Below are 16,914 nucleotides of genomic sequence, written 5' to 3'. Positions count from 1 at the left end.
GTCGTGGGAAACCTGCGTCGAGCTCTTGGAGGTGTCGAGGATTTTGCTCGCGGCGCCGCCAATGCTCTGAATCAGGTTGCGGATCGCGGCCAGGAACTGGTTGAACCAGTTGGCCAGTTGCGCGGTTTCATCGCGACCACGGATTTGCAGGTTCTGGGTCAGGTCGCCCTCACCCTGGGCGATGCCTTCCAGTCCGCTGGCCACGCTGCGGATCGGGCGCACGATAAGGCTGGCGAAACTGGCGCCGACGACGGCGAAGAGTACCGCCAGCACAGCGGCGATGATGGCGATCAACCAGGTCAGTTGGGTTGCCGCACTCATGACTTCGCTTTGCTTGATCAGGCCGATGAAGGTCCAGCCCAATTGCTCCGACGGCCAGACGTTGGCCATGTAGCGCTCGCCGTTGAGCTCGACTTCGACCAGACCTTTACCGGCCTTGGCCAATTGCGCGTAACCGTCGCCGAGGCTGCTCAGGGCTTTGAAGTTATGTTCCGGTTGTTTCGGGTCCACCAGTACGGTGCCGTTGTTTTCCATCAGCATCAGGTAGCCGGACTCACCCAGTTTGATCTGTTTGACGATTTCGGTGAGCTGCTTGAGCGACACGTCGATGTTGACCACGCCACCCTGGGCACCCAGTTGGTTGGCCACGGCGCGCACGGTACTCACCAGCACGGCGTCATCGCCAGCCCAGTAATAGGCTTCGGTGCGCACAGTCTTGCCCGGGTTGGCCATCGCCGTTTTGTACCAGGGACGAACGCGTGGATCGTAGTTGGCCATTTTGGCGTCGCCAGGCCAGAACGCATAACCACCACTGGCCAGGCCGTAGGACACGTAGGAGTAAGCCGGATGGCTGGCGGCCAGGGCCGCAAACAAATCAAACAGCTTGGTGTCGATCTCGGTGTCTGGAATGTTCGCGGCGTCAGCGCTGACGCGGCTTTTCACGCTGGCGTCGGCTGTCTTGACCAAGGGCTGGTTGGCCAGGTACTCGACGTTCTGGCTGATGCCGTCGAAAAACAGCTGCATGGCGTTGCTGACCTGACGAATCTCGCGGCCGCTGCCGTCGATGAAATTGTCCTTGGCATCGGTGCGCAGGTTCAGCACCACAAGGGTGGCGACCAGGACCACGGGCAAGCAGGCGATGATTGCAAACGCCCACGTCAACTTCTGTTTGATATTCATCCGCGCTCCATATTTTGTTGTAACCCACGTAGTGCAGAGGACTCGCGGAATTATTGGCAGACATAAACTGAGTTGTTGATCCCGTTCCTGGGAGAGTCGTCGTCTTCTATTGAAACGAGCGTCGGACAATTCGCTTTGTTACTAATGACTTCGGCTGCTCTCGTGGGAAATTGAGGGCTGTTGGAAAAAAATCCTACGAAAAAGGTCGGTCGGTATGTCGGATTTTGTCGTCAATACCCTTGTATCCCTTCTCCAACAAGTGCTGCGGGCTCGGCTATGATTCTTGGCGGTCGATGAGCATCGGCGGAATTTGTCAGGTTTTTCGGCACATTGTGTGCAACGGCAGCGTTCATAGGTCGGCAACCCCTCCCGTCAAGGAGAGGATTGCCGTATAACGAATGACTTTCGCGTGTTTGGCAATAAAGGACCCACAATAAAAGCTGATGAAGACTCCAAAACGCATTGAACCCCTGATCGAAGACGGTCTGGTCGACGAAGTGCTGCGCCCACTCATGAGTGGTAAAGAAGCAGCTGTTTATGTGGTGCGCTGCGGTAACCAGTTACGTTGCGCGAAGGTCTACAAGGAGGCGAATAAACGTAGTTTTCGTCAGGCGGCCGAGTACCAGGAAGGCCGCAAGGTGCGCAATAGCCGTCAGGCCCGGGCCATGGCCAAGGGCTCCAAGTTCGGCCGCAAGGAAACCGAGGACGCCTGGCAGAACGCCGAAGTGGCGGCGCTGTTCCGTCTGGCCAACGCCGGTGTGCGAGTGCCCAAGCCGTACGACTTCCTCGAAGGCGTGCTGTTGATGGAGTTGGTGGCCGACGAGTACGGTGATGCCGCGCCGCGTCTGAACGATGTGGTGCTGGAACCGGACCAGGCACGCGAGTATCACGCGTTTCTGATTTCGCAGATCGTGCTGATGCTGTGTACCGGTCTGGTGCACGGTGACCTGTCGGAGTTCAACGTATTGCTGACCCCGACCGGTCCGGTGATCATCGACCTGCCCCAAGCGGTGGACGCAGCCGGCAACAACCACGCGTTCAGCATGCTGGAGCGGGACGTGGGCAACATGGCGTCCTACTTCGGGCGGTTCGCGCCGGAGTTGAAAAAGACCCGGTACGCCAAGGAAATGTGGGCCTTGTACGAGGCCGGCACCTTGCACCCGGCCAGCGTCTTGACCGGCGAGTTCGATGAACCGGAAGAGATAGCTGACGTGGGCGGCATCATGCGCGAGATCGAGGCCGCACGGCTCGATGAAGAGCGCAAGCAAGCGGCGCGTGCCGCTGATGACGCGCCACCGGGCAAGGCCGAAGAACCGCCTCCGCCGTGGATGCAGTAATCGGCTAAAGAAAAACCCGGCTTCGGCCGGGTTTTTTGTAGGGTTACAGATTCAACATGGATGTCGCCTGATCGTCCGCCTTCGCGGGCAAGCCCGCTCCCACAGATTTTTTGGGTGTACGGGAATGCGAGCACCCTTAATGACTAATGTGGGAGCGGGCTTGCCCGCGAAGGCGTCAGTACATTCAGCATCAAGGTGTCAGGCAGAAACAGGTTCAGCACAGCACCCCGATTCCAGGTTCTTGAGAATCGGACAGTCCGGCCGGTGATCCCCTTGGCAGTGCTCAACCAGGTCCTGGAGGGTATCGCGCAACTGGCCCAGTTCTCGGATCTTCTGATTCAGCTCCTCGATATGCTGACGGGCCAGGGCTTTGACATCGGCGCTGGCGCGCTGGCGGTCCTGCCAGAGGGCCAGCAATTTGCCGACTTCTTCCAGGGAAAAGCCCAAATCCCGGGAGCGCTTGATAAACGCCAGGGTATGCAAATCGTCGTCACTGTAGATCCGATAACCGCTGTCGGTGCGATGGGCGGCCTTGAGCAGGCCGATAGACTCGTAATACCGGATCATCTTGGCGCTCAGGCCACTGTGGCGCGCCGCTTGGCCGATGTTCATCGGTTGTCCTCCAGGTCCTTGGGTTTCCAGGTTTTCAACAGCAGCGCGTTACTCACGACGCTGACACTCGACAACGCCATGGCCGCGCCGGCCAGTACCGGGTTGAGGAAGCCGAAAGCCGCCAATGGAATGCCAATCAAGTTGTAGACGAACGCCCAGAACAGGTTTTGCCGGATCTTCGCGTAAGTCTTGCGGCTGATATCCAGCGCGGCGGGCACCAATCGTGGATCGCCGCGCATCAGGGTGATGCCGGCGGCGTGCATGGCTACGTCTGTGCCGCCACCCATGGCGATGCCGATGTCTGCCGCAGCGAGGGCCGGCGCATCATTGATGCCGTCACCGACCATCGCCACCACGCCGGTTTCCTTCAGCGCGGTGACCGTGGCGGCTTTGTCGGCAGGCAGCACCTCGGCATGCACGTCGCTGATGCCCAGCGCTTCAGCCACCACTTTGGCGCTGCCACGGTTGTCGCCGGTCAGCAAGTGACTGCTGATGTGCCGTGCGCTCAGTTGTTGCACCGCTTGCAGTGCGCCGGGCTTGAGTGTGTCACCAAAGGCGAACAGGCCCAGCACCCGTGGCTCCGGGGTTTGCTCGATGAGCCAGGACAAGGTCCGGCCTTCGGTTTCCCAGGCGCTTGCCGAATCGGCCAAGGGACCCGTGCTCAAGCCGCTCTCGTCCAGCAATCGCCGATTGCCCAGGGCCAGCCGCCGGCCTTCGAGGCTCCCGGCAATGCCGCGTCCGGTCAGGGACTGACTGTCGCTGACATCGGCCACGGTCAGGCCACGTTCGCTGCAGGCATCCAGCACCGCCTTGGCCAGTGGATGTTCGCTGCCCCGTTGCAGGGCGCCGGCCATTTGCAGCAGCGCGGCTTCGTCACCGTCGATGGCGCTCAAATGGGCGATACGCGGAGCGCCCGAGGTCAGGGTGCCGGTCTTGTCGAACACCACCGCGCTGACTTCATGGGCGCGTTCCAGCGCTTCAGCGTCCTTGATCAGAATCCCGTAGCGCGCCGCGACCCCGGTGCCGGCCATGATTGCCGTCGGTGTCGCCAGTCCGAGGGCGCATGGACAAGCGATCACCAACACCGCCACGGCGTTGATCAACGCGGTTTCCATCGGTGCGCCGTACAGCCACCAACCGATCAGCGTCGCCAGGGCCATTAGCAAGACCACCGGCACGAATACCTGGCTGACTTTATCCACCAGTTTCTGGATCGGTGCTTTCGCCGCTTGAGCGTCTTCCACCAGACGGATGATGCGCGCCAATACGGTTTCCGCACCGAGCGCCTGAGTGCGAACCAGCAACCGGCCTTCACCATTGATTGCGCCGCCGGTGACCTTGTCGCCAGGCTGTTTCGGCACCGGCAGGCTTTCGCCGCTGATCAGCGCTTCGTCGGCATGGCTCTGGCCTTCGACCACGGCACCGTCCACCGGGAAACGTTCGCCGGGTTTGACCAGCACCAGGTCATTGAGGCGCAAGGCGCTGATGGCGACTTCTTGCTCACGACCGTCGACGATTTGAATGGCTCGCTCGGGGCGCAGTGCTTCGAGGGCGCGAATGGCGCTGGCGGTCTGGCGTTTGGCACGACTTTCCAGGTATTTGCCCAAGAGCACCAAGGCGATCACCACCGCCGAGGCTTCGAAATACAGGTGTGGCATGCGTCCGGCGGCAGTGGCCCATTCATACAGACTCAAGCCATAACCGGCGCTGGTGCCCAGGGCGACCAGCAAATCCATGTTACCGGCCCCGGCACGTACGGCTTTCCAGGCCGCGACATAAAAGCGCGCGCCAAAGATGAACTGCACTGGCGTGGCCAACGCAAATTGCACCCAGGCCGGGAGCATCCAGTGCACGCCGAACGGTTGCAGCAGCATCGGCAGCACCAACGGCAAGGCGAGGGTGATGGCGGCGAGCAAGGCCCAGCGCTCGCGGTGCAGGCGAGTGTGCTGGCGGTCGGTTTGTGGCTGTTCGGCCTCCCAGACGCTGGCGCTGTATCCGGCCTTGGTCACGGCGGCGAGCAGGGTTTGCGGATCGATCTGGCCGAGCAATTCGAGGTGGGCGCGCTCGTTGGCCAGGTTGACGCTGACGCTCTTCACACCGGGTACTTTGTTCAACGCCCGTTCGACGCGACCGACGCAAGAGGCGCACGTCATGCCGTCAATGCTCAACTCCAGGCTGTGCTGCGGCACGCTGTAGCCGGCGTTTTGCACGGCTTCCATCAAGGCCGGCAGGCTGTCGGCGGGTGCTTGAACACGGGCCTGCTCAGTGGCCAGGTTGACGCTGACAGCCGTGGCGCCAACGACTTTGCTCAAGGCGCGTTCGACACGGCCGGCGCAACTGGCGCAGGTCATGCCGGCAATGGGCAGATCGTAGGTAATGGATTCGGACATGGGGCACGCTCCCTGTAGTGGATGGCCACAGGATCAACCTTGCCATGCGGGTAAGGTCAAGCGCCATTAAGAAATTCACTGCAATCCAACTGTAGGAGCGAGCCTGCTCGCTCCCCCAAGGGCGCTATGTCAGTACTCGAGCGCCGCTTGTTTGAGGTACATCCCTTCCTGCGTCATCGCAATCCGGAACTTCAGCACGTCCCCGGCCCGAAGCGTGATGTTTTGCGAGCCCGGCGCCAACATGCCCGGATTGCAGCCAGGTGCCTGGCCGGGCAGCAGTTTCAGGCGCAGCGAGACATTGCCCGGCGGCAGATTGAACGAAGTGCTTTGCTCCTGGAACAACCGCGCCGACAACTGATCCTGGATGTAAACGCCAATCTCGCAGTTGGTCGACACTTCCAGCCGTTCGCGGGAAATGATCAGCACACCATAATCCTCCCCGGCAGCATTGGCCGAGGGCATGGCGGCGAAAAGGCTGAGAAAGCCAAACAGGCTGAAAGCTGACCAGCGCATGGCTGAATCTCCTGAGATCGAGTCATAGATGGACGCAGCTTGGCCGAGCGCGACGCCGATTGCCAGCCCGGCAGATTATTTCAGAACTTGACCTTGCCATGATGGCAAGCTCGACACTGCGCGTCGCCTCTTTAAAGAACCTCATTCAAGGAGTTGTCCCATGCAAGTATTCAATGTTGAAGGCATGTCCTGCGGCCATTGCGTCAAAGCCATCACGGCTGCGGTACAGGCCAGGGATGCGGCCGCCAGTGTGCGGGTCGATCTGGCGGCGAAAGAAGTGGGCGTCGAAAGTTCGCTGAGCGCCGAGCAGGTGATCGCGGCGATCAGCGAAGAAGGTTATGACGTCAAGTTAGCCTGATTTTTTAATAGTTAGCGAGCTATCTGAATGTTCAAGGCATCCATGCACGGCTAGACTGTCGGGCTGCTGACTCTGCCCAACTGGATGCCTGATGAACCTGCGCACAATCCTCATTCTCGGCGCCTTGAGCGCGTTCGGTCCGCTGGCGATCGATTTTTACTTGCCGGCCTTTCCGGCCATGGCGCTTGCCTTTGCTACCGATGAGCAACATGTGCAGCTGACGCTGGCGGCATACTTCTTTGGCCTGTCCATCGGTCAATTGGCCTATGGCCCGGTGGCGGATCGCTTTGGGCGACGCATTCCCCTGTTGATCGGCGTCGGGCTGTTCACCGCTGCCTCGCTGGCCTGCGCCTATGCGCCGGACCTCGATTGGCTCATCGGCGCGCGTTTCGTCCAGGCGCTGGGCGGGTGTGCGGGGATGGTGATCTCACGGGCGGTGGTCAGCGACAAATGCGATGCGGTGGGGTCGGCGAAAGTTTTTTCGCAGTTGATGCTGGTCATGGGGCTGGCGCCGATTCTTGCGCCGATGCTCGGCGGCGTGCTGGTCAACACCGCGGGGTGGCAGTCGATCTTCCTGGTGTTGACCGGTTTCAGCGCGTTGGCCGGTCTGGCCGTGGCCCTTGGATTGCCGGAAAGCATGCCCGCCCATTTGCCGCGCCAACCCTTGTCGGGGGCGTTGCGCCAGTATGGACGGCTGTTGAAGGATCCGGTGTATCTCGGCCACGCGCTGACCGGTGGTATCGCCATCGCCGGGATGTTTTCCTACATCGCCGGTTCGCCATTCGTCTTCATCAAACTTTATGGTGTTCCGGCCGAACATTTTGGCTGGTTTTTCGGGGCCAATGCGGCGGGTTTCATTCTGGTGGCCCAGGTCAATGCACGGCTGTTGGCCCGGCGTGGCCCGGCGTTCCTGCTGGCGCGCACGGTGTGGATCTACCTTGGCGCCGGCCTGGCGTTGCTCGCCGTCAGTGCGCTGCATACCGCACAGCTTTGGCCGTTGTTGATTCCGCTGTTTGTCTGCATCGCCAGCCTGGGTTGCATCCTGCCCAACGCATCGGCCTGCGCGATGAACGGCCAGGGCGCCCGCGCCGGCAGCGCCTCGGCGATGCTCGGTTGCCTGCAATTCAGTGTGGCCGCCGGAGCTTCCGCGCTGGTGGGCGTTTTACACGACGGCAGCGCGATGCCGATGGCCTTGGTCATCAGCCTGTGCGGCATTCTGGTGGTGAGCGCGGCGATGCTTACCCGACGCTTGCAGAATGCCCGGGCGTTGGTGCAAGCCCAGGTCTGAGGGCGGACTCAGCCGGCAGCTCGCTGCTGACGGTCGGGAATTTGATGGGGGGCCTGCAAGCGCGCTTCAAGCGTGTTGGTGAAGGCGCGTGCTTCGGCTTCGCTGCGAAAAGTCACCGCATGTTGGTCCAGACGAACTTGCCACTGGGACTTTGCCAATTCTTTTATCAGGATCTTCATTACTGACCTCCTCAGATAAAAATGTGTCTCACAGAGGTGTCGATTGTAGTCCTGAATACGATCGCAATTGTGACAAGGATCAAGCTTCTGACTGACGGTGTCGCCCGTGCTCGGGGCGACACCGAAGCCATCGGCCTAGAAGCCTTCCAGCACAATCTTGCCCTTGGACTTTCCGCTCTCGAGCAGCGCATGGGCTCGGCGCAAATTCGTCGCGTTGATTGTGCCGAAGTGCTCGCCAACCGTGGTTTTCAGCGTCCCGGCATCAATCAACTGGGCCACGCGATTGAGCAGTTTGTGCTGCTCGATCATGTCGGCGGTTTCGAACAGTGAGCGGGTGTACATGAACTCCCAGTGCAGCGACAGGCTCTTGCGCTTGAGCTTGGTCACGTCGAGGGTTTTCGGGTCATCGATCAGTGCCAGCTTGCCTTGCGGTGCCAATGCCTCGACCAGTTGATCCAGGTGATGATCGGTCTGGGTCAGGCTGGCAACGTGGGTCACGTGTTCGATACCGGCGTGTTTGAGTGCTTCGCTCAGCGGTTGGCTGTGATCGACCACCAGGTCGGCGCCCAAGTCTTTCACCCAGCTTTGGGTTTGCGGACGCGAAGCGGTGCCGATGACGTTCAGGCCAGTGAGTTGTTTCGCCAGTTGCGTGAGGATCGAGCCGACACCGCCGGCTGCGCCGACGATCAGCAGGCTCTGGCCTTCATCGACTTTGCCTTCGCGTACTTGCAGGCGTTCGAAGAGCAGTTCCCACGCCGTGATGGCGGTCAGCGGCAGGGCGGCCGCTTCGGCGAATCCCAGGGTTTTGGGCATGTGGCCGACGATCCGTTCATCCACCACGTGCAGTTCGCTGTTACCACCGGCGCGGGCGATGGAGCCTGCGTAGAACACTTTGTCGCCGGTCTTGAACAGGGTCACTTCGCTGCCAACGGCTTTGACCACACCGGCCACGTCCCAGCCCAGCACCTTGGCCGCGCCGCCCTCAGGCTGGACGTTCTGGCGGACCTTGGTGTCCACCGGGTTGACCGATATGGCTTTGACTTCTACCAACAGGTCGCGGGGCCCGGCGACAGGCTCCGGCAGTTCGATGTCTTGCAGGGATTTTTCGTCGCTGATTGGCAGGGAGGCGTAATAGGCGATGGCTTTCATGGAGGGCTCCGTTAACTAATAGAAGAAAGATTCAGGCGAGGGCTTGCAGGCGCTTGAGTTCGAAGTGTTCGAGAAAATCCCCGGCCCTGGCGCGGAAGTGCTGGATATGAGCACTGGCGTCATGGGCTTGCAGGGCTTCATCGCTGCTCCAGCGCTCAATCATGTAGAAGGCCAGTGGATTGGCCAGGTCCTGATGCAGATCGTATTGCCCGCAACCCGCCTCGGCACGGGTCGGCTCCACCAGCGCCCGCAAGTGCTGTTCGAGGGCGTCCTGCTGGCCGGGTTTGGCGATGAGGGTGGCGATAGCGGTAAAAGGCTGGGACATCTTCGACTCCGGGAGCGGGGTGATTTCGATGGAGAGATGATTGGCTATTTCTACTGAAGATAAAACCCGCTAAAAGAGCAGTCTCTTTCAATATTTTTTTGATAATCGAGGCTTCACATGCTGCGTTTCGATGACTTGCAGTTGTTTGTCCGGGCGGCGGACCTGGGCAGTCTGTCGGCGGCCGCGCGGGGTATGGACATGTCGGCGGCGGTGGCCAGTGCCGCCTTGAAACGCATCGAACAGCAGCTCGGCGCCCGCCTGTTGGCGCGCTCCACGCGCAGCCTGCGCCTGACCGCCGAGGGCGAAGGTTTTCTCGAATACGCCCGGGCGGCCCTGAGCAATCTCGACGAGGGTCGGCGTTTGTTGGCCAGCGGACAGGACCAGGTCAGCGGCGTGTTGCAGTTGTCGGCACCGTCGGACTTCGGGCGCAACCTGTTGTTGCCCTGGCTCGACGAGTTTCAGCGCGAGCACCCGAAACTCACGGTGCGCCTGTTGCTGGGCGACCGTATCGCCGATCTGTTTCGGCAGCCGGTGGACATTGCCCTGCGTTATGGCGAGCCGGAAGACTCCAGCCTGGTGGCGTTGCCCATCGCCCCGCAGAACCGGCGAGTCCTCTGCGCTTCACCGGATTATCTGGCCCGGCATGGTGAGCCGCGGCAACTGGAGCAACTGGCCCAACACAATTGCCTGCTGTTCATGCTCGGCAGTCGCGTCCACGACCACTGGAGTTTCCACGATGGCAAGCGCGAGATCAGCCTGACGGTCAGTGGCGATCGTTTCAGTGACGATGCCGATGTGGTGCGTTTGTGGGCGGTGGCGGGGGCAGGCATCGCCTACAAGTCCTGGCTTGACGTGGCGGCCGATGTAATCGCCGGCCGTTTGAAGGTGCTGATGCCCGAGCTGCTCTGCGAGCGCGCACCGCTGAATCTGCTGTGCGCCCATCGCGCCCAACTGAGTAAGCCAGTGAACCTTTTGCGAGAAATGTTGGCCAGCCGATGTGCGCGGTTGAGCAGTCATTTTCCGGGGTTGGCGGGCATTGATCATTAATCGCAGGAAAAAAGCGAAATTTCCCTCAGGAACTATCACCACCAACGCTTCGCGGAGGGCAGGAACCAGGCGCTAACCCGCCTATACTAGCGCTCGCCTCATGTCCGCACCGTCGATCCGAATGGCGAGGCCTCGCTGGAGCCGACCTTGCCCCATATCCCGTCGTTTGCCCTCTGCAACCCTTGTCCGGTGAGGGCTTGAGTGAGCGATGGTTTTGTCCGGTGAATGGCGGTTATCGCGTCTTGGCCGACGACACATTACTGCTCAAGATGTCCCGTGAGCAGTAGACGAAACGATTCAACAGGGAGTGAATACATGGAACATGCACCTTGCATCAGCCAGATAGCCACCTTGCTGGCTGACCCAAAGCGCAGCGCAATGATGTGGGCCTTGATGGACGGCTCGGCACGACAGACTGAAGAGTTGGCGTTGTTGGCGGGTCTGTCACCGTCTTCGGCCAGTGCGCATCTGGGGCGTTTGTCCGCCGGAGGTCTGTTGAAGGTCGAGCCCCGCGGGCGCAAGCGTTTCTTCCGCCTGGCCGCCCCTGAAGTCGGCGCGGCGATCGAAGCCCTGGCCAGTGCGACGATTGCCAGCACCCCACAGAATATCCCTGACATTTTCAAACGCACCGCGCCCCTGGCCAAATCGCTGCCGACCCGTTCGCCATTGTTGCGTGCCCGGCTTTGCGATGATCATTTGGGCGGCACACTGGCCGCTGACCTGTATCAGCGGTTACTGGATTCAGGCTGGATCGAACAGTTTGATCAGCGTGTCACGATCACGTTCAAGGGTTCCACGGAGCTGGCGGCTCGTGGTGTCTACATCCAGGCACTGGCCCATCGCAACGGCCGGGTCGCGTGCGCATGCCCGGACTGGAGCGAAAGACGCGCGCACCTGGGCGGTTCATTGGGGGCTGCGTTGTTGCAGCTGTTCATGCAATCAGGTTGGTTGAGCCTGGCCAACGATTCGCGGGCCTTGCAGATTACCGTCGCCGGGCAGCGTGAAATTCACCGTTTTGCCAAGGAAACCGAGCTGGAACTGGCGCTCTAGGGCTTTTTCAGGCTGACGTCTGGGGTTGGGGCGCCAGACGTCGTTCAGAAGCCCGGACAGGTCGCATCCAGCAATAACCCTCCATGGCTATCACGCACACTCGAACCGGGGACTTCCTGGATTGGGGGATGCGGTATGGACACACGAAGCTATAGCGCGGCAGAACGTCTGGAACGACTGCCCATCAGCGGTTATCACCGCGTCATTTTCATCATTATCGCCCTGGCGTTTTTCTTCGACTCCATGGACCTGGCGATGATGACGTTCCTGCTCGGTTCCATCAAAGCCGAGTTCGGCCTGAGCACCGCGCAGGCCGGGCTGCTGGCCAGTTCGAGCTTTTTCGGAATGGTGGTGGGCGCGTCTCTGTCCGGAATGCTGGCCGACCGCTTCGGGCGTAAGCCGGTGTTCCAGTGGAGCATCGTGTTGTGGGGGCTCGCCAGCTACCTGTGTTCCACGGCGCAAACGATAGAGACGCTAACGTTGTTCCGAGTCCTCTTGGGGATCGGCATGGGCATGGAGTTTCCCATTGCTCAGTCGATGCTGTCCGAACTGATTCCGGCCAAACGGCGCGGACGCTACATCGCCTTGATGGACGGTTTTTGGCCGCTTGGCTTCGTCGCGGCCGGGGTGCTTTCCTACTTCCTGCTGCCGGTGATTGGTTGGCGGGATATTTTTCTGGTGTTGGCGGTGCCGGCGGTGTTCGTCCTGGCGATCCGCTTTTTCATTCCCGAGTCACCGCGCTGGCTGGAACAGGCCGGCCACCATGAGGCGGCGGATACGGTATTGCGGCGCATCGAGGAGCGGGTCAGGACGTCATTGGGCCATTCACACTTGCCCGAGCCGATTCGCCTGCCGCAGGTGGCCAGTCAACCGGGCAACTTTTTTTCGGCACTGAGGCAGATCTGGTCGCCGCTGTATCGCCAGCGCACGATGATGATCTGGAGCGTCTGGTTCTTCGCCTTGCTCGGCTTCTATGGCCTGACCTCCTGGCTCAGTGCCTTGCTGCAACAATCGGGTTTTGCCGTGACTCAGTCGGTGTACTACACGGTGTTGATTTCCCTCGGCGGGATTCCCGGTTTCCTGATGGCGGCCTGGCTGGTGGAGCGCTGGGGACGTAAGCCGGTGTGCGTCGTGACGCTGCTCGGCGGCGGAGTGATGGCGTTTCTTTATGGGCAGAGTGCGGTGTTTGGCGGCAACGTCAGCCTGCTGATCGCCTCGGGGTTGTTGATGCAGTTTTTCCTGTTCGGCATGTGGGCGGTGCTCTATACCTACACGCCGGAGCTGTACCCGACATCGGCGCGGGCCACCGGCTCGGGTTTTGCCTCGGCGATTGGTCGCGTGGGTTCGCTGCTTGGGCCTCTGGTGACCGGGCTGGTGTTCCCGATAACGGGGCAGGGCGGGGTGTTTGCCCTGGGGGCGTTGTGTTTTGCGTTGGCGGCACTGGTGGTCTGGGTCTTCGGGATGGAGACGCGGGGCAAGACCCTGGAGGAATTGGCCGAGCCGGTGTCCATCGGCTAAATGCTGACCCTGTGGGAGCGAACAAGCGCGCTCCCACATTGGTTTGCGGAGCGCTTACGGTTTTACCAGGCGTGCATCCAGGCTGTTCTGCGCCAACCGTTTGGCCTGGTCCTGGGTCATGCCCAGATCGGTGTACAACGCATGGAAGTTTTCGGTGACGTAACCGCCGAAGTACGCCGGGTCATCCGAATTCACGGTCACTTTCACGCCACGCTCGAGCATGTCGAGAATGTTGTGCTGCGACATGTGATCGAACACGCGGAGCTTGGTGTTCGACAACGGGCACACGGTCAGCGGGATTTGCTCATCGATGATGCGTTGCATCAGGCGTTCGTCTTCGATGGCGCGCACGCCATGGTCGATGCGCTGGATTTTCAGCAGGTCGAGGGCTTCCCAGATGTACTCGGGTGGGCCTTCTTCACCCGCGTGGGCGACGGTGAGGAAGCCTTCGCCGCGGGCACGATCGAACACGCGCTGGAACTTGCTCGGCGGGTGGCCCATCTCGGAACTGTCCAGGCCGACGGCGACGAATGCGTCACGGAATGGCAGTGCCTGGTCGAGGGTCTTCTGTGCTTGTTCTTCGCTCAGGTGACGCAGGAAACTCAGGATCAAACCGCTGCTGATCCCCAGTTGCTGTTCACCGTCCTTCAACGCGGCGGCGATGCCGTTGAGCACCACTTCGAATGGAATGCCACGGTCGGTGTGGGTCTGCGGATCGAAGAACGGTTCGGTGTGAATCACGTTCTGCGCCTTGCAACGCAACAGGTAGGCCCAGGTCAGGTCGTAGAAATCCTGGGAGGTGCGCAACACGTCGGCGCCCTGGTAATACAGGTCGAGGAACTCTTGCAGGTTGTTGAAGGCGTAGGCCTTGCGCAAGGTATCGACGTCGCTCCACGGCAGGGCGATCTTGTTGCGTTCAGCCAGGGCGAACAGCAGCTCGGGTTCCAGCGAACCCTCAAGGTGCAGGTGCAGTTCTGCCTTGGGCAGGGCGTTCAGCCAGTCGTACATAGTCTGTTCTCATCAGGTGCAATGGTCGCCATTCTACAGGTGCTCGCTGCAATAATTGGTAAAACCTGACCGAGGGGTTCATCACACCGTTTGCTGTTCCCGTCGATAGGCGTAGGTATCGGCGAAGCGCGAGAGCAGGAATTCAGCACAGGTCGTGGTCGGGTATTTAGCCGGGCGCAGCTCATCCTGACAGCCGGGCAGGCATTCGATGCGCGTGTCGGGGTGTGGCTCGGCGAAGAACGGCATCGAATAGCGATCCACGCCCAGCGGGCTGATCACCCGGTGTGGCGTCGACAGGTAACGGTCATTGCTCCAGCGCGCCATCATGTCGCCCAGATTGACCACGAACGTGCCTTCGATGGGGGGCGCCTCAATCCATTCGCCTTTTACGTTTCTGACTTGCAGGCCGCCGGCGGCATCTTGATAGAGCAGGGTGATGCACCCGTAATCGGTGTGGGCACCGGCACCTTGTTGTTCGGCGGAACTGGCCGTGTGGCGCGGCGGGTAATGGATCATCCGCAAAACACTGACGGGTTCGTTGAAGCGCGTATCGAAAAAGTCGCGTTCGATCCCCAGCGCCAGGGTCATCGCCCGCAACAGCGTTTGCGCGAGGGCCTGCATGTCGAGGTAGTGCTGCTCCATCAGTGCTTCCCAGCCCGGCACTGAAGGATGACGATTCGGGCCACGCAGGGGTTTTTCCGCCAGCACCTCGGGATGGTCGGCGGGCAGGTGCAAACCCATGTCGAAGGTCTCTTTGAGGTCGCTGGGTTTGCCCGGGTCAAGCTGCTCGGTGGCGATGGCGCCATATCCGCGATGGTGGCGGGTCTGGGTGATGTCGATCTTGAGCTTTTCGGTGGCAGGTTGAGCGAAGAAATGCCTGGCGCTGTCGAGTACGGCGTCGATCCGTGCGGCGCTGATCGGATGGCCCTTGATATAGAAAAAGCCCCATTCGCGGCAGGCGTGGTCGATTTGTGCTGCCACCTCAGACCAGGCGTTCTGGTTGTCGCTGTAGAGCGGGGCGATGTCGATGATGGGAAGGCTGGTCATGCGATTGTCCTGAGAAGTACGCAAACGGGAAAACGCTGGGGAGCCTGTGGGAGCGGGCTTGCCCGCGATGACGTCAGCACATCCTGCATCTCTGTTGACTGAATGTCCGCTATCGCGGGCAAGCCCGCTCCCACAGGGTTTGTGTTGATCGTTGGATTACTTCGGCATCTCGGCCTTCATGCCTTCCACGTAGTAATTCATCGACGCCAGCTCCGCATTGGTCGCGCTCAAGCCCGCCGGAATTTTCTCGGCCCCGGCCTGATCCTTGATCGGCCCGGTGAACGGCTGCAATGCACCGCTCTTGATGTCGGCAATGATCTGCTCGGCCTCGGCTTTCACCGGCGCCGGCACCAGGTCGCTGATCGGCAGTTCAACCGTGCCTTCTTTCAATCCGCCCCAGTAATCCTGGGATTTCCAGGCATGGTCGATCACGCTCTGGGTGGCCTGAATGTAGTGCGGGGCCCAGTCATTGACGATGGACGTCAGCACCGCTTTGGGCCCGAAGTGCGCCATGTCCGAAGCGTAGCCGACGGCATACACGCCACGCCGCTCGGCGGCCTGGATCGGTGCCGGGCTGTCGGTGTGCTGGAACACCACGTCCACGCCCTGGTCGATCAGTGCGTTGGCGGCATCGGCTTCCTTGCCCGGATCGAACCAGGAATTGACCCACACCACCTTGATTTCGGTACCGGGGTTGTACTTGTTCAGGGCCAGTTGAATGGCGTTGATGTCGCGAATCACTTCCGGGATCGGGAACGATGCGACGTAGCCGATCTTCTTGGTCTTGGTCATCTTCGCCGCGAGGAAGCCGCCGACGTAGCGACCCTCGTAGGTGCGCGCCAGGTAGGTGCCGAGGTTCTTGTCCTGCTTGTAGCCGGTGGCGTGTTCGAAGGTCACTTTGGGAAATTGTCTGGCGACTTTCAGCGTCGGGTTCATGTAGCCGAAGGAGGTGGTGAAGATCAGGTCGTACTTGTCCTTGGCCATGTTGCGGATCACCCGTTCGGCGTCGGCCCCTTCGGCGACGTTCTCCACGTAGTTGGTGGTGATCTGCGGACCGAATTTTTCCGCGAGTGCCTTGCGTCCCTGTTCATGCTGATACGTCCAGCCGTGGTCACCGATCGGACCGATATAGACGAAGCCGACTTTCAGCGGGTCGGTGGCACTGGCGGACAGGCTGGCGCTCAGACCGATGGCCGCCGTAATGGCGCAAAGCAGCTTCTTCAACGGACGCTTGTGCATGAATTGGAACTCCATGTTGTTGTGTGGTTGGCAGGGGCAATGCAAATTGCTGACCAACAAGACAACAAATGGCGCTGAATCGCATAACGGCCTTCGCGAGCAAGCACGCTTCCACCAAAGCACCGTCAACCCCGTGGGAGCGGGCTTGCCCGCGAAGAGGTCGGCAGGGCCAAAAAAAGTGCATGGGCTTGTACGGCTGCAATGCACTGGTGCGTTAAGGTGTCGCGAACCATTAGCGCTGCTCCACAGTCAGTAGCTCATCGGCTCCTCACGGCAAAAGGCTCGACATGCTCTCCGTCCTCAAGCAAGAAACCTTTCTGCTGCTGGCCCTGATTGCCGCAGTCATTGCCTTCGCGCTGGAGCACTGGTTGCTGCACAGCGGCCAGGCCGTTGCACTGACCGGCGGACTGCTGCTGATCGCGTTCATCGTCGCTGCCTCCATGCGCGTCGCTCATCAGGCCGAATTGTTGGCGGAGAAAGTCGGCGACCCCTACGGCACGATGATCCTGACCCTGGCTGCGGTGTTGGTGGAAGTGGTGATCCTGGCGATCATGATGAGCAACGAAGCCTCGAAGACCCTGGTGCGTGACACGATTTATTCGGCGGTGATTTTCTAGACAGACACCTCTTTGGTGTCAAAGCCCTTAGGCTTTGACCTGCTCCTGCTCCTGCTCC

The 16,914-nt window shown here is 60.7% G+C and carries 15 protein-coding genes and 2 pseudogenes; 7 read left to right on the top strand and 10 right to left on the bottom strand.

The genetic code is table 11. The features are described 5' to 3' along the window. Positions 1-90 precede the first annotated feature (90 nt). Positions 91-1,023, bottom strand: a pseudogene (locus tag BLV61_RS32060) (cache domain-containing protein); the annotation flags it as partial. A 599-nt stretch (positions 1,024-1,622) separates the two neighbouring features. On the opposite strand from BLV61_RS32060, the gene BLV61_RS12050 reads away from it, so the two are divergent. Beyond that, the gene (locus tag BLV61_RS12050) at positions 1,623-2,516 is read left to right on the top strand and encodes a PA4780 family RIO1-like protein kinase (RefSeq protein WP_047537080.1); all 894 of its coding nucleotides are present in this window, start codon (positions 1,623-1,625) and stop codon (positions 2,514-2,516) included. A gap of 198 nt (positions 2,517-2,714) precedes the next feature. Here the strand turns inward: BLV61_RS12050 and cueR are convergent, their stop codons facing one another. From cueR to BLV61_RS12035, 3 genes are all read right to left on the bottom strand, one after another. Continuing rightward, the gene (gene cueR / locus BLV61_RS12045) at positions 2,715-3,128 is read right to left on the bottom strand and encodes a Cu(I)-responsive transcriptional regulator (protein WP_090465209.1); all 414 of its coding nucleotides are present in this window, start codon (positions 3,126-3,128) and stop codon (positions 2,715-2,717) included. Beyond that, positions 3,125-5,518, bottom strand: a complete 2,394-nt coding sequence (locus tag BLV61_RS12040) for a heavy metal translocating P-type ATPase (protein WP_090465205.1) — start codon at positions 5,516-5,518, stop codon at positions 3,125-3,127. The genes cueR and BLV61_RS12040 overlap by 4 nt, the downstream gene beginning before the upstream one ends. A 129-nt stretch (positions 5,519-5,647) precedes the next feature. After that, on the bottom strand, positions 5,648-6,031 hold the full coding sequence (locus BLV61_RS12035) for a hypothetical protein (RefSeq protein WP_047537087.1): 384 nt from the start codon (positions 6,029-6,031) through the stop codon (positions 5,648-5,650). Between the two features lie 160 nt (positions 6,032-6,191). Here BLV61_RS12035 and BLV61_RS12030 point away from each other — a divergent pair, with 160 nt between their 5' ends. Next, on the top strand, positions 6,192-6,389 hold the full coding sequence (locus BLV61_RS12030; RefSeq protein ID WP_047537090.1) for a cation transporter: 198 nt from the start codon (positions 6,192-6,194) through the stop codon (positions 6,387-6,389). Between the two features lie 91 nt (positions 6,390-6,480). Continuing rightward, positions 6,481-7,677 carry a multidrug effflux MFS transporter gene (locus BLV61_RS12025; protein WP_047537092.1) on the top strand — a complete coding sequence of 399 codons (1,197 nt, stop codon included), beginning with the start codon at positions 6,481-6,483 and terminating at the stop codon, positions 7,675-7,677. 8 nt (positions 7,678-7,685) lie between these two features. Here BLV61_RS12025 and BLV61_RS31310 read toward each other — a convergent pair whose 3' ends face one another. From BLV61_RS31310 to BLV61_RS12015, 3 genes are all read right to left on the bottom strand, one after another. Next, positions 7,686-7,856 (bottom strand): hypothetical protein, encoded by a 171-nt coding sequence (locus BLV61_RS31310; protein WP_167361795.1) that lies wholly within the window; start codon positions 7,854-7,856, stop codon positions 7,686-7,688. Between the two features lie 135 nt (positions 7,857-7,991). Next, positions 7,992-9,005: a zinc-binding alcohol dehydrogenase family protein gene (locus BLV61_RS12020; protein WP_090465202.1), complete on the bottom strand. Its 1,014-nt coding sequence runs from the start codon at positions 9,003-9,005 to the stop codon at positions 7,992-7,994. 31 nt (positions 9,006-9,036) lie between these two features. After that, on the bottom strand, positions 9,037-9,330 hold the full coding sequence (locus BLV61_RS12015; RefSeq protein WP_047537098.1) for a putative quinol monooxygenase: 294 nt from the start codon (positions 9,328-9,330) through the stop codon (positions 9,037-9,039). Between the two features lie 117 nt (positions 9,331-9,447). On the opposite strand from BLV61_RS12015, the gene BLV61_RS12010 reads away from it, so the two are divergent. The 3 genes from BLV61_RS12010 to BLV61_RS12000 all read left to right on the top strand — a co-directional run bounded on the left by BLV61_RS12010 (position 9,448) and on the right by BLV61_RS12000 (position 12,945). After that, positions 9,448-10,377 (top strand): LysR family transcriptional regulator, encoded by a 930-nt coding sequence (locus BLV61_RS12010; protein ID WP_090465199.1) that lies wholly within the window; start codon positions 9,448-9,450, stop codon positions 10,375-10,377. A gap of 315 nt (positions 10,378-10,692) precedes the next feature. Then, positions 10,693-11,427, top strand: coding sequence for an ArsR/SmtB family transcription factor (locus BLV61_RS12005; protein ID WP_047537101.1), 735 nt, complete (start codon positions 10,693-10,695; stop codon positions 11,425-11,427). Positions 11,428-11,562: 135 nt separating this feature from the next. Next, positions 11,563-12,945: an MFS transporter gene (locus tag BLV61_RS12000; RefSeq protein ID WP_090465196.1), complete on the top strand. Its 1,383-nt coding sequence runs from the start codon at positions 11,563-11,565 to the stop codon at positions 12,943-12,945. 54 nt (positions 12,946-12,999) lie between these two features. On the opposite strand, the gene BLV61_RS11995 is transcribed toward BLV61_RS12000, so the two are convergent. The 3 genes from BLV61_RS11995 to BLV61_RS11985 all read right to left on the bottom strand — a co-directional run bounded on the left by BLV61_RS11995 (position 13,000) and on the right by BLV61_RS11985 (position 16,239). Further along, a complete protein-coding gene (locus BLV61_RS11995; protein WP_090465193.1) occupies positions 13,000-13,953 on the bottom strand; it encodes an adenosine deaminase in 954 nt (317 codons plus the stop codon). Positions 13,954-14,034: 81 nt separating this feature from the next. Then, a complete protein-coding gene (locus BLV61_RS11990) occupies positions 14,035-15,000 on the bottom strand; it encodes a 2-oxoglutarate and iron-dependent oxygenase domain-containing protein (RefSeq protein WP_090465186.1) in 966 nt (321 codons plus the stop codon). 156 nt (positions 15,001-15,156) lie between these two features. Further along, complete coding sequence (locus tag BLV61_RS11985) at positions 15,157-16,239, bottom strand: BMP family ABC transporter substrate-binding protein (protein ID WP_090465180.1); 1,083 nt, start codon at positions 16,237-16,239, stop codon at positions 15,157-15,159. Between the two features lie 287 nt (positions 16,240-16,526). On the opposite strand from BLV61_RS11985, the pseudogene BLV61_RS11980 reads away from it, so the two are divergent. After that, positions 16,527-16,850: pseudogene (locus tag BLV61_RS11980) on the top strand (calcium:proton antiporter); the annotation flags it as partial. Positions 16,851-16,914: the final 64 nt, after the last annotated feature.

It is taken from the genome of Pseudomonas mohnii (assembly GCF_900105115.1).
In the GTDB taxonomy this organism is placed as follows: domain Bacteria; phylum Pseudomonadota; class Gammaproteobacteria; order Pseudomonadales; family Pseudomonadaceae; genus Aquipseudomonas; species Aquipseudomonas mohnii.
This window is presented reverse-complemented; position numbering and strand designations above follow the sequence as displayed.

What these genes read in the sequence shown, in the direction of transcription:
- cueR (WP_090465209.1), bottom strand. Translation starts at nt 3,128, where the DNA reads ATGAACATCGGCCAAGCGGCGCGCCACAGTGGCCTGAGCGCCAAGATG.
- BLV61_RS12035 (WP_047537087.1), bottom strand. Translation starts at nt 6,031, where the DNA reads ATGCGCTGGTCAGCTTTCAGCCTGTTTGGCTTTCTCAGCCTTTTCGCC.
- BLV61_RS12030 (WP_047537090.1), top strand. Translation starts at nt 6,192, where the DNA reads ATGCAAGTATTCAATGTTGAAGGCATGTCCTGCGGCCATTGCGTCAAA.
- BLV61_RS12050 (WP_047537080.1), top strand. Translation starts at nt 1,623, where the DNA reads ATGAAGACTCCAAAACGCATTGAACCCCTGATCGAAGACGGTCTGGTC.
- BLV61_RS11995 (WP_090465193.1), bottom strand. Translation starts at nt 13,953, where the DNA reads ATGTACGACTGGCTGAACGCCCTGCCCAAGGCAGAACTGCACCTGCAC.
- BLV61_RS12005 (WP_047537101.1), top strand. Translation starts at nt 10,693, where the DNA reads ATGGAACATGCACCTTGCATCAGCCAGATAGCCACCTTGCTGGCTGAC.
- BLV61_RS11985 (WP_090465180.1), bottom strand. Translation starts at nt 16,239, where the DNA reads ATGCACAAGCGTCCGTTGAAGAAGCTGCTTTGCGCCATTACGGCGGCC.
- BLV61_RS11990 (WP_090465186.1), bottom strand. Translation starts at nt 15,000, where the DNA reads ATGACCAGCCTTCCCATCATCGACATCGCCCCGCTCTACAGCGACAAC.
- BLV61_RS12015 (WP_047537098.1), bottom strand. Translation starts at nt 9,330, where the DNA reads ATGTCCCAGCCTTTTACCGCTATCGCCACCCTCATCGCCAAACCCGGC.
- BLV61_RS12020 (WP_090465202.1), bottom strand. Translation starts at nt 9,005, where the DNA reads ATGAAAGCCATCGCCTATTACGCCTCCCTGCCAATCAGCGACGAAAAA.
- BLV61_RS12025 (WP_047537092.1), top strand. Translation starts at nt 6,481, where the DNA reads ATGAACCTGCGCACAATCCTCATTCTCGGCGCCTTGAGCGCGTTCGGT.
- BLV61_RS12000 (WP_090465196.1), top strand. Translation starts at nt 11,563, where the DNA reads ATGGACACACGAAGCTATAGCGCGGCAGAACGTCTGGAACGACTGCCC.
- BLV61_RS12010 (WP_090465199.1), top strand. Translation starts at nt 9,448, where the DNA reads ATGCTGCGTTTCGATGACTTGCAGTTGTTTGTCCGGGCGGCGGACCTG.
- BLV61_RS12040 (WP_090465205.1), bottom strand. Translation starts at nt 5,518, where the DNA reads ATGTCCGAATCCATTACCTACGATCTGCCCATTGCCGGCATGACCTGC.
- BLV61_RS31310 (WP_167361795.1), bottom strand. Translation starts at nt 7,856, where the DNA reads ATGAAGATCCTGATAAAAGAATTGGCAAAGTCCCAGTGGCAAGTTCGT.